The sequence below is a fragment of the Nioella sp. MMSF_3534 genome (assembly GCF_030732985.1).
GTDB lineage: Bacteria > Pseudomonadota > Alphaproteobacteria > Rhodobacterales > Rhodobacteraceae > Nioella.
Genome location: NZ_JASHJX010000007.1, coordinates 1 through 14,238 on the forward strand (window position 1 = coordinate 1; position 14,238 = coordinate 14,238).

The 14,238-nt window shown below is 64.1% G+C and carries 14 protein-coding genes; 4 read left to right on the forward strand and 10 right to left on the reverse strand.

All coding sequences use genetic code 11. The features are described 5' to 3' along the window. Positions 1–312 precede the first annotated feature (312 nt). Entirely contained in the window at positions 313–1,674 is a 1,362-nt protein-coding gene (gene rimO / locus RBB16_RS04450) for a 30S ribosomal protein S12 methylthiotransferase RimO (protein WP_306045012.1), read from the reverse strand. 111 nt (positions 1,675–1,785) lie between these two features. Here rimO and RBB16_RS04455 point away from each other — a divergent pair, with 111 nt between their 5' ends. Continuing rightward, positions 1,786–2,088, forward strand: coding sequence for a DUF4389 domain-containing protein (locus tag RBB16_RS04455; RefSeq protein ID WP_306045013.1), 303 nt, complete (start codon positions 1,786–1,788; stop codon positions 2,086–2,088). Here RBB16_RS04455 and RBB16_RS04460 read toward each other — a convergent pair. After that, a complete protein-coding gene (locus RBB16_RS04460) occupies positions 2,085–2,987 on the reverse strand; it encodes a helix-turn-helix transcriptional regulator (RefSeq protein ID WP_306045014.1) in 903 nt (300 codons plus the stop codon). The two genes, RBB16_RS04455 and RBB16_RS04460, sit on opposite strands and share 4 nt — an antisense overlap. A 345-nt stretch (positions 2,988–3,332) precedes the next feature. On the opposite strand from RBB16_RS04460, the gene RBB16_RS04465 reads away from it, so the two are divergent. Together RBB16_RS04465 and RBB16_RS04470 are read left to right on the forward strand one after the other, a co-directional pair. Then, entirely contained in the window at positions 3,333–5,303 is a 1,971-nt protein-coding gene (locus tag RBB16_RS04465; RefSeq protein WP_306045015.1) for an AsmA family protein, read from the forward strand. Positions 5,304–5,306: 3 nt separating this feature from the next. Beyond that, complete coding sequence (locus tag RBB16_RS04470) at positions 5,307–5,783, forward strand: lytic transglycosylase domain-containing protein (RefSeq protein ID WP_306045016.1); 477 nt, start codon at positions 5,307–5,309, stop codon at positions 5,781–5,783. Positions 5,784–5,900: 117 nt separating this feature from the next. On the opposite strand, the gene RBB16_RS04475 is transcribed toward RBB16_RS04470, so the two are convergent. From RBB16_RS04475 to metF, 8 genes are all read right to left on the reverse strand, one after another. Beyond that, positions 5,901–6,485, reverse strand: a complete 585-nt coding sequence (locus RBB16_RS04475) for a GcrA family cell cycle regulator (RefSeq protein ID WP_306045017.1) — start codon at positions 6,483–6,485, stop codon at positions 5,901–5,903. 83 nt (positions 6,486–6,568) lie between these two features. Continuing rightward, positions 6,569–7,465: a DMT family transporter gene (locus RBB16_RS04480; RefSeq protein ID WP_306045098.1), complete on the reverse strand. Its 897-nt coding sequence runs from the start codon at positions 7,463–7,465 to the stop codon at positions 6,569–6,571. A gap of 32 nt (positions 7,466–7,497) precedes the next feature. After that, positions 7,498–7,950 carry a cytochrome c gene (locus tag RBB16_RS04485; RefSeq protein ID WP_306045018.1) on the reverse strand — a complete coding sequence of 151 codons (453 nt, stop codon included), beginning with the start codon at positions 7,948–7,950 and terminating at the stop codon, positions 7,498–7,500. 38 nt (positions 7,951–7,988) lie between these two features. Next, positions 7,989–9,020, reverse strand: coding sequence for an alpha/beta hydrolase (locus tag RBB16_RS04490; protein ID WP_306045019.1), 1,032 nt, complete (start codon positions 9,018–9,020; stop codon positions 7,989–7,991). Between the two features lie 106 nt (positions 9,021–9,126). Then, positions 9,127–10,053: an ornithine carbamoyltransferase gene (gene argF, locus RBB16_RS04495; RefSeq protein WP_306045020.1), complete on the reverse strand. Its 927-nt coding sequence runs from the start codon at positions 10,051–10,053 to the stop codon at positions 9,127–9,129. Between the two features lie 121 nt (positions 10,054–10,174). Beyond that, positions 10,175–11,353, reverse strand: a complete 1,179-nt coding sequence (locus RBB16_RS04500; protein ID WP_306045021.1) for an aspartate aminotransferase family protein — start codon at positions 11,351–11,353, stop codon at positions 10,175–10,177. Positions 11,354–11,539: 186 nt separating this feature from the next. Beyond that, positions 11,540–12,028 carry a PaaI family thioesterase gene (locus RBB16_RS04505; protein WP_306045023.1) on the reverse strand — a complete coding sequence of 163 codons (489 nt, stop codon included), beginning with the start codon at positions 12,026–12,028 and terminating at the stop codon, positions 11,540–11,542. Between the two features lie 131 nt (positions 12,029–12,159). Next, positions 12,160–13,026: a methylenetetrahydrofolate reductase [NAD(P)H] gene (gene metF / locus RBB16_RS04510; RefSeq protein WP_306045099.1), complete on the reverse strand. Its 867-nt coding sequence runs from the start codon at positions 13,024–13,026 to the stop codon at positions 12,160–12,162. 102 nt (positions 13,027–13,128) lie between these two features. Between metF and RBB16_RS04515 the strand changes: the two genes are divergently transcribed. Then, positions 13,129–14,037: a LysR family transcriptional regulator gene (locus RBB16_RS04515; protein WP_306045024.1), complete on the forward strand. Its 909-nt coding sequence runs from the start codon at positions 13,129–13,131 to the stop codon at positions 14,035–14,037. Positions 14,038–14,238: the final 201 nt, after the last annotated feature.

The window sequence follows — 14,238 nt, forward strand, 5'->3', positions numbered from 1 at the left end:
CGCTGCCCAAGGGTCTTCCTATCGGCAATCGCCCTCGCAGCGACCGTCATCTATTGGCTATGAGTCCTGAGCCTAGTTTTGCGGCATTCTCATCATGTGCGCGTTCAGTCTGATGTGTGATCGTCATTAGTACGCCCGCTGTGGCCAAGGTGGCAGCAGTGAGTGTAACAAGAGCGGAGAAAAGGTATATGGCGTTTCTCGAGAATGCATCAGATACTTCAAGATCCACTGCCCATGAAAGAAGGAGCGCCGCTGCCGATCCGATTGCCAAGCCTAGCGGAAAATTACGTAACCAACGGAAAAAGCCTAACATTAAAGAAAAATCCTTCCCCACAAATCATACTCACTTGTCTCATCCACCTCGACCTCGACGATATCCCCCGGGTTCAACCCCTCGAACCCTTCATCAATAAACAGGTTCCCGTCGATCTCGGGCGCGTCCGCCTTGGTCCGGCAGGTGGCGCCTTCTTCGTCCACCTCGTCGACGATGACCTCCAGCCTTGTGCCCACCTTGGCGGCCAGTTTGGCCTCGGAAATCGCCTGTGATTTCTCCATGAAGCGGTGGAAGCGGTCTTCCTTGACCTCTTCGGGCACGTGGTCGGGCAGGTCGTTGGACCGGGCGCCTGCGACGTTTTCGTAGCGGAAGCAGCCGACGCGATCCAGTTGCGCCTCGTCCAGCCAATCGAGAAGCGTCTGGAATTCCTCCTCCGTCTCGCCGGGATAGCCCACGATGAAAGTGGATCGCAGGGTGATGTCGGGGCAGTCCGACCGCCAGGCGGCGATTTCATCCAAAGTGCGCGCGGCGGCGGCGGGGCGGGCCATGCGCCTCAAGGTCTCGGGGTGGGCGTGCTGAAAGGGGATGTCGAGATAGGGCAGGATCAGCCCCTCGGCCATCGCCGGGATCAGGTCGCGCACATGGGGGTAGGGGTAGACGTAATGCATGCGGACCCAGGCGCCGAGCGAGCCCAGATCGCGGGCGAGCGGCAGGATCGGGAACTTGTCGTCGCGGTCCTTCCAGTCGGTGCCATAGGCGGAGGTGTCCTGGCTGATCACCAGCAGTTCCCTGACGCCCGCATCGACCAGCTTTTCCGCCTCTCGCATCACCGCCTTGTGCGGCCGACTGGCCAGACGGCCCCGCATGTCGGGGATGATGCAGAACTTGCATTTGTGGTTACAGCCCTCGGAGATCTTGAGGTAGCTGTAATGGCGCGGGGTGAGCGACACGCCGCGCGCGGGCAGCAGGTCGATGAACGGGTCGGGGTCGGGCGGCACGGCCTTGTGGACGGCATCGAGCACCTGTTCGTATTGATGCGGGCCGGTGACGGCCAGAACCGTGGGATGGGTGCCGGTGATGGTCGCAGGGTCAGCCCCCATGCAGCCGGTGACGATGACCTTGCCGTTTTGTTGCAGCGCCTCGCCGATGGCCTCGAGGCTCTCCATCTTGGCGGAGTCCAGAAACCCGCAGGTGTTGACGATGACCGCCTCCGCGCCCGCGTAATCGGGGCTGATCGCGTAGCCCTCGGCGCGCAGGCGTGTCAGGATGCGTTCGCTGTCCACCAGCGCCTTGGGACAGCCGAGGCTAACCATGCCGATGGTGGGCTGGCCGGGTCTGGCGTCATTCGGCACCGTGGCGCGGGCGAGGTCGGGGCGGAGATCGGGCGGGTTCTGGGTCATGGGCGGGCAGATACATCGGTGTTGGCGATGAGGGAAGGGAAATCCGGACTTGCGTAATAGCTCGACAGTGCCGATGTGATAGGCTTGGGCGAGCGACAGATGGGGACCGAGATGACCGACGACGACGACGACAGATATCAGGGCCGCATTCATGGCGAGCAGTTCGAGGCCGAAGAGGATTCGATCGGGATGCGGCTGGTCTACATGATCCTCATCGCGATCATGATCTCTCTGGCGCAGACCATTCTGGGGATCGCCACGATCATCCAGTTCGTGATCCTGCTGATCAACAAGCAGCCCAATGAGAGGCTGGCCGATTTCGGCACCGATCTGGGGGTCTGGGTAGCGAAGGCCGCGCGGTATCAGACCGCCGCCAGCAATGTAAAGCCCTGGCCCTGGACCGAGCTGGACTAAGGCGCGGGCGGGAACATATCGGCATAGAGCGCGGCAAGGCGTGGGCTGCGGCGGGTGAAGATCGAGCGGGCGATGGCCTCGCCCGGCAGGGTCCAGACGCCATATTCCGGGCTGACGAAATAGTCGCATAGCCGCGTCATGCCCAGATCACGGCAGAGCTGCTCACCCCCCTTGGTGCAGCTGATCGTGCCGAGCCCGTGCAGGAAGACCTCTCTGGCCGCCAGATTTTCTAGAAACTGCACGAAAGAGCTGAGCAGGAGCGTCGCGGCGGCTTCATGTCCGGGCAGGACGATCAGCACCGGGCAGTAGCCGAAATAGGTCCCGGGCAGCAGCGGCCGGTGGAAGCGGTCTATGGTCAGGTCCGTTTCGATGATGCGCCCGGACCGGAACAGTGCCTCATCCTCGGGGGTCAGAAAGAAGACGGCCCATTTGCCGACCAGTTGATCCTCCTTCAGCACCAGACCCCAGTGATCCGGAAAGGCCTCGTAGACCGGCACGAGCGTGTCGTCGCAAACCGACAGTTCAGGGGGGAGCGGGCCGAATGCACGCTTTGCCAGATCTGTCCCGGCGCGACCGATTGCGGCCCAGTCCCCACCAAACAGCGTTTCGGAGAGCGCCGCGTCCAGCAAGCGGTATCCCCCTGCTGTCCCACCCTGCTGGCGGGCCTGCCAGTCTGCGCGGCAGGCAAGGATTTCGGACCGGGTCCAGCCCAGGTTTTCAGCCAGGCGGTGTTCCAGATCGCCCCGGATGAAGGACAGCGAGCGTTCGTATTTGCCGACGGCCTCGACACTGACGCCGAGCCGGTCGGCCAGCTGTTCCTGTGTCAGCCGTCCATGTGTGCCGCTTGTCAGGCGCCAGTCGCGCAGCTTTCGGGCAAAGAGAGAGGGCGTGTTCTGCATGCTGGCCGGGCCGGTTGAGGTCTGGCCAGCATGGGCGGTGCGGCGCGGATTGCCAAGCCGCTTACGGGTGACTTACGGGTTCTGCCGGGTCTGATCCGTGGCGGGGCAGGGGGGACCGGGATCAAGGTGAAACCCGACCCCACAGCCAGAAGCCGCCCCATGACCCACCGTATCGCGGCCTTTCCCGGAACCACCCATCTGCTGTTTCCCGGCCTGTCTGCCCCGCAGCCACCGCCGCGCGGGCCGCGCGCAAATCCTTGCCTGCGCGGGACTTTTCCAACTTTGCGCTATCCCGGTTCCGCGCATCGCGCTACCTTTTCCCCAAAGTGGCAAGGAGTGGCGGGCATGCGGTGGATCTTTCGGCTTCTCGGGTTGGTCGTGGTGCTGGTGGTGGTGGCGATTGGCACGCTGTTCCTGATCCCGACGGATCGGATCGGGGCCATTGTCAGCGACCAGTTCGAGCGCGCCACCGGGCGGACGCTGGCCATATCCGGGGATATCCGGCCCTCGATCTACCCGACCCTTGGCGTGCGGGTCGACGGGATCGAGGTGGGCAATCCCGCCTGGGTCGAGGACGGGCCGATGCTGCGGGCGGACCGGCTGAATATCGGGGTCGATCTGTGGGCGCTGCTGTCGGGCAATATCCGCGTGCAGCGGTTCGAGGTGGTGCGCCCCGATATCATCCTGGTGTCGCGTGCCGATGGGGCGGTGAGCTGGGATTTTTCCGACGGCGAGGGGGTGAGCGAACCTGCGGATGACAGCGCCGAAGGCGGCGGCGGTCTGGGGGCGTTCAGCCTTGATCTGGCAGAGATCACCGCCGGGTCGCTCATGTTCCGCGACGAAGCGGCGGGCACGGATGTGCAGGCCAGTGACCTGAGCCTGACCCTGCGCCTGCCCTCTGCCGATGGTGTGGCGCGGCTGGAGGGCAGCGGCGCGATGAATGGCGCGACGGTCTCGGTCGAGGCGGTGATCGACGGGATCGGCCCGCTGCTGGAGGGCGAGTTGCGCCCGGTGACGCTGGCGTTGAATTGGGCGGGGGGCGAGGCCGGGTTCGACGGGCGCGTGGGGCTTTCCCCGCTCGGTGTGGAGGGGGCCGTCGCGCTGGACGCCACCGATCTGGGTCCGCTGATGGCGCTGGCAGGGCAGGCGCCGCCGGAGCTGCCGCGCGGATTGGGGCGGGACCGGCTGGCGGTGGAGGGTGCGTTTACGCTGGCCTCGGAAGGCACAGTGCATCTGCGCGACGCCAGATTCTCCTTTGATGACAACGTGCTGGCGGGCAGTATCGACGTGATCCCCGGCGATGACCGCCCGATGATCCGCGCGGTGCTGACCGGCGGGGCGCTGGACCTGTCCGGCCTGACCGAAGGCGAGGGGGGCGGCGAGGCCACCGCGTCGGCCGAGCGGGGATGGTCGCGGGACCCGATCGACGTCAGCGGCCTGCACGCGGCGGATGCAGAGGCGGCGCTGGTGCTGGCGGGGCTCGATCTGGGGATCATGCAGCTTGGGGCGGTGGATTTGCGTGCCACGCTGACCGCCGGTCGGCTGGTCTTCGACCTGCGCGAGGTGGCGGCCTATGGCGGCGGCATTTCAGGTCAATACGTGATCAACGGGCGCGGCGGCCTGTCCATGGGCGGCAGTTTGCAGATTGCGGATGTGCGGTTGAACCCGCTGCTGACAGATTTCGCGAATTGGGACAGGCTGGAAGGCACCGGAAACGCCGATCTGACCTTCCTGATGGTGGGTAACGATCTGCATGCTCTGATGAACTCGCTGGAAGGGTCCGGGTCCATCGCCTTTGGCGAAGGCGCAATCCTGGGGCTGGATATCGGCGGCATGATCCGCAATTTCGACACCTCGTATCGGGGCGAGGGACAGCGCACGGTCTATGAAAGCATTACCGCCAGTTTCAGCATGGATGGGGGCGTGGTGACGAATGACGATCTGCTGATGACCGCGCCCTTCGGCGAGCTGACAGGGGCAGGGACGGTCAGCCTTGGGGAACAGGTGCTGGATTACACGGTGGTTCCGCGCGTGCTCTATGGGGAAGGCTCGGATGGGGGGGTGCGGGTTCCGCTGCGGATCTCGGGCTATTGGGCGGATCCGAATTTCAGCCTCGATCTGGAAGCGCTGGCACGTCAGGAGCTGGAAGAGGAAATTGACGCGCTGGAAGAGCGCGCAACGGAGGCGGCGGCGGATGCGCTCGGGATCGAAGTGGAAGAGGGGCAATCGGTCGAGGAGGCAGCGCAGGACGCGCTGGAAGACCGGCTGCGGGACGAGGCTGCCCGGCAGTTGGAACGCCTGTTCGGAGGAAACTGAGCCATGCGGTGGATGCTGATCGCGCTGGCCCTTGTGCTGACCGCCTGCGGCGGCGGGGATGATCCCGTAACCCGACGCGGGGAACCGCCGCTCTACCCCAACGAAACGCCGGAGCTGCGGCGGTTGATCAACCACTATGCCGATCACTACGACGTGCCGGCGGCGCTGATCCATCGCCTGATCGACCGGGAAAGCGACTATCGCCCGCATCTGCGCGCAGGGCCCTATTACGGGCTGCTGCAGATGCTGCCACAAACGGCGCGCACCATGGGCCATCGGGGACCCGCGTCCGAGTTGCTGGACCCGGACCAGAACCTCAGATGGGGGGTGAAATACCTGCGCGGGGCCTATCTGCTGTCGGGCGGGGATTTCGACGGCGCGATCCGGCGCTACGCGAGTGGATATTACTACGAAGCGCGGGACCGCTGCATGTTGGTCGAGACCGGGCTGGCGGAGCGGGAGATGCGCGGCTGCCGGTAAGCCGCAAGAAGATTTTTCCAGAAAAATCTTCCCACTCTGGACAAGAAGAGTTTTCTTGAAAACTCTTCCTGGTATTCGAGTCCGAAAATTCTTCGGGAAGAATTTTCAGCGTCGCGATTAACGGCGACGGTCGCGCCGGCTGCTCATCGGTTGGAAGGCCACACCCACATGCGCCTCGCAATAGGGTTTTCCCTGCTGCACGGGCAGGCCACAGAAATAGAAATCATCCGTCGCCGGATCCCCGATCGGCCATTTGCAGGTGCGTTCGGTCAGCTCCATCAGGCTGATGCGCTTGGCGTGGGTTTCCACCTCGCGCACCTTGGCCAGAGCCTCGGGGCTGATCTCATTGGCCGAAGGCTGCGGCGGCAGGGGTTGACCGGCCGGAACGATGGGTTTGCGCAGCGGCGTCACATTGCTGGGACGCGCGGCAGGTTCGGGGGCGGGTTCTGCCTTTTCGGCCTTGGCAGGTTCGGGTTTGGGCGCCGGTTCCGCGGCTTTGGGCGCGGGCTTCGGCGCGGCCTCTTTCACCGGGGCGGCAGGCTTGCTGCTGCCCGAGGTGCGGTTGGACAGGCCAAGGCGATGAACCTTGCCGATCACGGCATTCCGGGTCACGCCGCCAAGTTCCTTGGCGATCTGCGAGGCCGATTGCCCCTCGCCCCACATTTTCTTGAGAAGTTCGACCCGCTCGTCGGTCCAGGACATCTGCGTCCCTCCTGATCCTAAGCCCCAAGTGCAGCGTTTAGTTATATGTGCCCGCGCGCCGGAAGGGAAGGCCCCGGCGCGGGTTATTCTTGCGTGACGGGCCGTGGTTTTGCACGCCGCGCTTCGCGCCAGGCCAAGAGGGCCGCGCCCGCGATGATGATGCCCGCGCCGGTGATGCTGACGGCATCCGGCCGAACCCCGAAGATCAGCAGGTCATAGACCGCTGCCACCACCAGGGTGAGGTAGGAAAAGGGCGTGATGAAGCTGGCATCGGCCCGGGCGACCGCATTCACGAAACAGGCCTGTGCACAGGCCATCGTGCCCCCGACGCCGGCAAGCGCCGCCCATTGGGCGGGTGTGGGCATCTGCCAGACGAAGACCACCGCGAGGCTGGCCACCGTCAACCCGAGCGCATTGTTGATGAACAGAATGGAAAGCGGGCCTTCCCGTCCTGAAAGCTTCTTGATGAAGATTAGCTCCAGTCCCAAGGCCATGGCAGCCCCGAGCGCCAGCAGCGCGGCGGGCTGAAAGCTGTCCGGGGTGGGGCGCAGCAGGATCAGCGCGCCCAGAAGGGCAATGGCGGCGGCGGACCAGCGGATGCGGCCCACGGTTTCGCCCAAAAGCGGGATCGCCAGCATCATGCCGAAGACCGGGTTGAGAAAGCTGATCGCGGTGGCATCGGCCATGGGAATGAAGGCCACGGCGGCGAACATCAGCGATACGCCGACCCACCCGCACAGCGTCCTGCCAATATGGATGCGCAGGTTGGTGAGCCTTAGCGTCGGGCGCATCACAGCAACTGTGCTGCCGATCAGAATGAATGCGAACAGAAACCGCCCGTGGCTGACCTGAAGCGGATGCAGCGGGGGGCCGAGCGTATCCGTTCCCAGAAGCTTCGCCATCAGCATCGACCCCGCGATGAAGAGCGTGGCGGTCAGCATGAAGGCGACGGCGAGCGGTGGATTGTGGGACGGGGTCATGGCGCTGTCGGTGCGCCCGCCCGCGTCAAATGTCAATCGCGATTGATGCGGTAATCCTCGTGGCAGCCGCTGCAGGAGGCGCCGACCCGGCGCAGCGCGGCCACCAGCGTCGCCCGGTCCTCGACCGTTCCGGCCAGTTCCGCCGCCAGAAGTTCAAGTTCCATGGCGCGATTGCTGAAATTGCCGAAGTTCTCCCAGATGCCGGCCCGCGCCTCGGATTGCGGGTCGGTTTCCGGGGCCTCGAAGAGGTCGACGATGCGATTGGCCTGGCTGGAGATCCGGTCGAGAGCGGCATTGGCAGCCTCGGCATCGAACGCGGTTTCCCCCCGCGCCATGGTGCCGATCACTTCCATCTGCCGGGCCATGGCCGTCATGTTGTCCATCCGCGCCTGGACAGCGGGGTTCTGTACGTTTTGATGGGCAAGCGCAGCGGTGGCCATGGTAATCAGGCCAATGAGGGCGCTTGCGCGGGTCAATCTGGGCATGGGATATCGGTCTTTCTGTCAGGGGTGGTGGGACCTTGCTATTTGGACTCCGACTGTACCGGGGCGGGTACGACGGCCGGAGCGGGAGCCGAGGCTGCTTCGGCGGCTTCGCTGCCCGTCATGAACTGGGTCAGCAGCGGGACAAGCTCTTCATGCAATGGCGCGTTCGGGTCGGCATAGGTGGCGAGGCTTGCCTGTGTGAAGGCCTCGTTGCTTGGGGCCTCGCTTCGGGGAATGGCGCGCTTCAGCACATGGGTCATGCCGCTGAGAACATGCGCCTCGGCATCGGGGCGCGCGGCGACGAGGGGGGCTGCCTCGGAGGGCGGGGCCTGCACATCGCCATCGCCATGCAGGATCAGCACGGGCACGGTGGTCGCGGCCAGAAGGTCACCGGGATTGGCGGCGATCAGGTCACGCATGTAGCGCGCGGTTTGCGGCGCGAAGATGCTGTGAAGGCCCGGATGCAGGCCGGACAGATCGGGGGTGCCACCGGCCGCAAACTCTTGCAGTGCGATGTCGAACGCTTCTGCGGAAGGCGCGATCAGGGGCTGAGAGGCAACCTGTTCTCGGAAGAGGTCGCCGACATTGCGACCCGGCGCGGCAAGCAGCGCGATGCCGCAGACATCCTCTCGTTCCGCCAGCATCGTGGCAATGATCGCGCCTTCGGAATGGCCCAGCAACCAGACGCAGTCTTCGCCGGACTGGCGGAGAAGTTCCGCGATCCAGACCGTTGCATCCTCTGCATATTCAGAGAGCGTCACATCGTTTGGGTCACCCTGGCTTGCGCCGATGCCGCGTTTGTCGAAGCGCAGGGTCGTGATGCCCTCAGCGGCGAGATCCACGGCCAACATCTGGTAGCTGGCCGCGAACAGCCCCAATGGATTGTTGCCATTGCGGTCCGTCGGACCCGATCCGGGCAGGATCAGCGCGGCGGCACGGGATGGGGTTTGTGGGGTTTCGATCGTTCCTGTCAGTTGCCCCGCGGGGCCTTGAACCGTCACGTCGAGAGGGGTCGCGGTGGCTTGGCTGGCAATCGCGAAAAGGAAGAGGGTAACGATCAACTGCTTCATGGAAATAACGCCTGACTGATGAAATTCACCTGCAGCATCGTTTCCGAACTGGGGCATTGCAACCCAAAAGGGCGGAACCGGGAGGTTTCCCCCCGGTTCGGGGGCCTCAGACGCCGAGGCACCAGCGCATGATTGCCTTCTGCGCGTGCAGACGGTTTTCGGCCTCGTCGAAGATCACCGAATGCGGGCCGTCCATGACGGCGCTCGTGGCCTCGTCGTCGCGATGCGCGGGCAGGCAGTGCATGAACAGGCTGTCAGGCTTGGCATGGGCCATCAGCGCCTCGTTCACCTGATAGCCGCGCAGCTGGTTGTGCCGCCGTTCGCGGGCCGATTGCGGATCGTGCATCGACACCCAGGTATCGGTGACGACAAGATCGGCCCCTTCGACGGCCTTTTGCGGGTTGCGCTCGATGGTGACATTGGCGCCGCGCGCGCGGGCCTCGTCGATGAAGACCTGTTCAGGGTCGAGCGGCGGCGGGCCGGAAAAGGTCAGGTCAAAGCCGAACTGCCCCGCCGCATGGGCGAAGCTGGCGAAGACATTGTTGCCATCGCCGCACCACACGACCTTCTTGCCCTTGATCGGACCGCGATGCTCCTCGAAGGTCATGATGTCGGTCATGATCTGGCAGGGGTGGCTGCGATTGGTGAGGCCGTTGATGACGGGAACGGTGGCATATTCCGCCATTTCCTGAAGCGTTGCTTCCTCGAAGGTGCGGATCATGATCAGGTCGACATAGCGGCTGAGCACACGGGCGGTGTCGGCGATGGTCTCACCATGGCCAAGCTGCATGTCGCTGCCCGACAGCACCATGGTCTGCCCGCCCATCTGGCGCACGCCCACGTCGAAGGACACGCGGGTGCGGGTCGAGGGCTTCTCGAAGATCAGCGCGACCATGTGGCCGGCCAGCGGTTGCTCGTCATCCGGCGTGCCCTTGGGGCGGCCATTGCGGGCGTCCTTCATCACGCGGGCGTGGTCGATCATCTGCCGAAGGTCGGCGGGATCGGTGATGTTGATATCCAGAAAGTGTTTCATGTCAGTGCCTTGTGTTGGGCCGCAGTACGGACGGCCCCGAGGAATGGGAAAGGGGGCGGGCTGTCCCTATCCTCGTCGGTGGCCGAAATAGGCCGGTTCGAAAAAGCCGCGCCCGGACATGCTATTGACCTTCCAGCGCCGTGGCAGCGGCGTCAAGCCGGGTCAGCGCCTCTCCGATCTCGTCTTCGGTCAGTGTCAGCGACGGCAGCAGGCGCACCACGTTGTCCCCGCCCGGGACAGTCAGCACCAGTTGATCATAACCTGCATTAACCACGTCCATATTGGGCACCTTGCACATGAGCCCGAGCATGAAGCCCTCGCCGCGCACACCCGCGAAGATATCGGGGTGGCTTGCCACCAGCCCCTCCAGCTTCTGCCGCAAGAGCCCCGCGCGGCGGTTCACATCGTCAAGGAAGCCATCGCGCGTGATCTCGTCCACCACGGCACAGCCCACGGCACAGCCAAGCGGGTTGCCGCCATAGGTCGAGCCATGCGTGCCCGGGGTCATGCCGCAGGCGGCCTCTTCGGTTGCCAGCAACGCGCCGAGCGGGAAGCCCCCGCCGATGCCCTTCGCGACCATCATGATGTCGGGCGTGATCCCCGCCCATTCATGGGCGAAGAGCTTGCCTGTCCGGCCCATGCCGCACTGGATTTCGTCGAGGATCAGCAGAAGCCCGTGTTCGTCGCAGAGGTCGCGCAGGCCCTTGAGGCAGGCGTCGGGCAGCGGGCGGATGCCGCCCTCGCCCTGCACGGGCTCGATCATGATCGCGCCCACCTCGGGCCGCGCCGCGGCCTCGCGCAGCGCGTCATGATCGCCGAAGGGCAGGGTGATGAAGCCGGGCAGAAGCGGGCCGAAGCCCTTGGTCAGCTTCTCGGATCCGGCGGCTGAGATCATGGCGATCGACCGGCCGTGGAACGAGCCGTCGAAGGTGATGATCGTCGTCCGTTCCGGCTGGCCCTTCTCGTGCCAGTACTTGCGCGCCATCTTGACGGCCAGTTCACCTGCCTCGGTGCCCGAGTTGCAGAAGAACATCGTGTCGGCGAAGGTATGTTCCACCAGCCGCTCGGCCAGCGCCTCCTGCTGGGGCACGTTATAAAGGTTAGATGTGTGCCAGAGCGCGTTCGCCTGGTCGGTCAGCGCCTTGACCAGCGCCGGATGCGCATGGCCAAGCGCGGTCACCGCGATGCCGCCGCCGAGATCCAGAAAACGTCGGCCATCCGCTTCCACGAGCCAGGCCCCTTCGCCCTTGACGAAGGAGAGAGGTGCACGGGAATAGCTGGGTAGAACCGGCGTGATCATGGCGATCTCCTTGGGGTGAGTTGAAGAAACGGCCATGCCTCAAAGCCCATGCGAAGTCAACGAAATCAGGGGCTGAGACGGAAGAGTTTTCCGGAAAACTCTTCTTTGCGCCGGGAAAAATCTTCCGGAAGATTTTTCGGCGACTGACGCACTTGCGAAAATTCTTCTGGAAGAATTTTCTGGTGCTCACGCCATCGCCATGATGATGCAGGTGGTGGAGCCTGTTGCGTAGAGTTTCCCGTCCTCAGTTCCGCGAATGGTGCCCTCGGCCACACCGGTCGACCGGCCCGAATGGGACACAATCCCCTCAGCGATGATTTCGGTGCCAAGCGGGATGGGCCGTGTGATATTCACCTTGTATTCCAGCGTTGTGTAGACTGACCCTTTCGGCACTTTCGTCATCACCGCGCAGGCCATGCAACTGTCCAGCAGCGTCCCGTACCAGCCGCCATGCACCGTACCCATGGGGTTGCAGTGGTCAAAAAGCGGCGCGCCGCGAAAGATCACCCGTCCATCCTCGACGGTATCGACGTGATAGTTCAGGGTTCTCGCAATGGGTGGATTGGGCAGGAGGCCGTCGCGGATCGCTTCCATGAACGCGAGGCCTGACATGGAAAGGAGCGTGTCGCGATCCGCGATTTCTGCGGGTGTGGAGGCGAAGAACGGGTTGGGCATAGGGCGATCCGGGCAATCTGGGTGTCCAGACCAGCATGCCCAACTGGCCTGCGCCGCTGCAATCCTGCTCTGACTGCGGCGGCGCGAGGTGACGCAACGTTTCAGCTGGTCCAGCGGAAGACCGGGGGGTGTTACGCCACCTCTGCCAGGGTGACGCGCGGTGTGACGCCGAGCGCGGCGCAGACATCGCGGGTCAGGTCGGGGCTGTTGAGCGTGTAGAAATGCAGGTCTTTCACGCCCTCTTCCAGCAATTCGGTACAGAGCTCGGCGCAAAGCGCGGTGGACAGCAGCTGTTCCCGTCCGTCGCGGATGGCGGCGGCGTAGGCTTCGTCCAGCCATGTCGGAATGACCGCCCCACAGCGGCTGGCAAAGCCGCGAACGCGGGTCCAGTTGTTCACGGGCAGGATGCCGGGGATGATCTGCGCGGTGATCCCCGCCGCGGCACAGGCATCGCGGAACCGCAGGAAGCTGCCGGTCTCGAAGAAGAACTGTGTGATCGCCGTGGTCGCGCCTGCATCCACCTTGCGCTTGAGATAGTCGACGCAGGCCTGCAGATCGGCGGCTTCGGGATGCGGCTCGGGGTAGGCCCCTACGGCGATGTCGAACTTGCCGGTTTTGGCCAGTGCCTCGACCAGTTCGACCGAGGACGCGAAGCCATCGGGATGGGGCCGGAAACCCGACGCACCCTTGGGGGGATCGCCCCGCAAGGCAACGATGCGCGTCACGCCCGCCTGCGCGTAGCTGTCGGCAATGGCCAGCGTGTCTTCCCGGGTGGCGTCGACGCAGGTCAGATGCGCGGCGACATTGACGCCGTAATTGCCATGGATCGTCTTCACCGCGTCATGGGTCAGGTCGCGGGTGGTTCCGCCCGCGCCATAGGTGACGGACACGAATTCGGGGGCCAATGGCGCGAGGGTGCCGAGCGTGTCCCACAGGCGGAACGAGGCCTCCAGCGATTGCGGGGGGAAGAACTCGAAGGAAACGTTTGGGGTCGGCAGGGTCATTTTGGGATACATCCTCGATGCTGTTGCACAAGGATGTGACATGGATAGAATGCTGAGGCAAACTCATAACATTCATCATCAACATGAGTCCGGCTAATGCATATCGAGTTCCGCCACCTGCGCACCATCAAGGCCATCCATGACGAGGGGGGGCTGGCCAAGGCGGCTGACCGGCTGCACATCACGCAAAGCGCGCTCAGCCACCAGATCAAGGGGCTGGAGGATCAGGCTGGGATGGAGCTGTTTGTCAGGCGATCCAAGCCGATGAAACTGTCGCCGGCCGGGCTGCGCCTGCTGCGGCTGGCCGAGCAGATATTGCCGCAGGTGGCTGCGATGGAGGAAGAATTCCGTGCCATGCAGCAGGGTAAGGTCGGGCGTCTTCATATCGCCATCGAATGCCATGCCTGCTTCGAGTGGCTGTTGCCGGTTCTGGAACAGTTCCGCGTCGCCTGGCCGGATGTGGATGTCGATATTCGCCCCGGTCTGCAATTCGAGGCGCTGCCTGCCCTGATGCGGGAAGAGGTCGATCTGGTGATCTCCTCCGACCCCGAGGATCTGCCCGGTGTCGATTTCTCGCCGCTGTTCGACTACGAGCCGGTCTTTGTTGCCTCGTCCGAACACCCGCTGGCGGCCAAGCCCTTCATCATGCCCGAAGATTTTCAGGATGAGCTGCTGATCACCTACCCGATGGAACGCAGCCGGCTGGATGTGTTCAGCCAGTTCCTGAAACCCGCAGGGGTGGAGCCGCGCGCGGTGCGGCAGGTGGAATTGTCTGCCGTGATCCTGCTGCTTGTGGCTTCCAACCGCGGGGTCACGGTACTGCCTGACTGGGTGGTGCGCGAACAGCGGAGCAATTCCAGCTATGTTACGCGGCCGCTGACCGAAACCGGCCTGACCCGGCGCATGTACGGGGCGACGCGGGTCGAGGATACGACGAAACCCTTCATGTCCCATGTGCTGAAACTGGCCCGGACAGAGCCGGTAAAGCTGCAAAGACGCGGCTGAACCGGCCCGAATGAGGCGCGGATGTGGCTGGTTCTTGTCAGCTTTCCGCAAATTGTTCTCATCTCGCCAACAATCGCCGTCTTCTTAGCCGGAAATGGCCCGGGCAAGCCCCGAAAACCGACCCAATCGGACCTTAGCACGATCACAGAACAATAATGTGAAAGCAGTGCAATGCAGGCCGGAAACCGGGTTTTCCCAAGG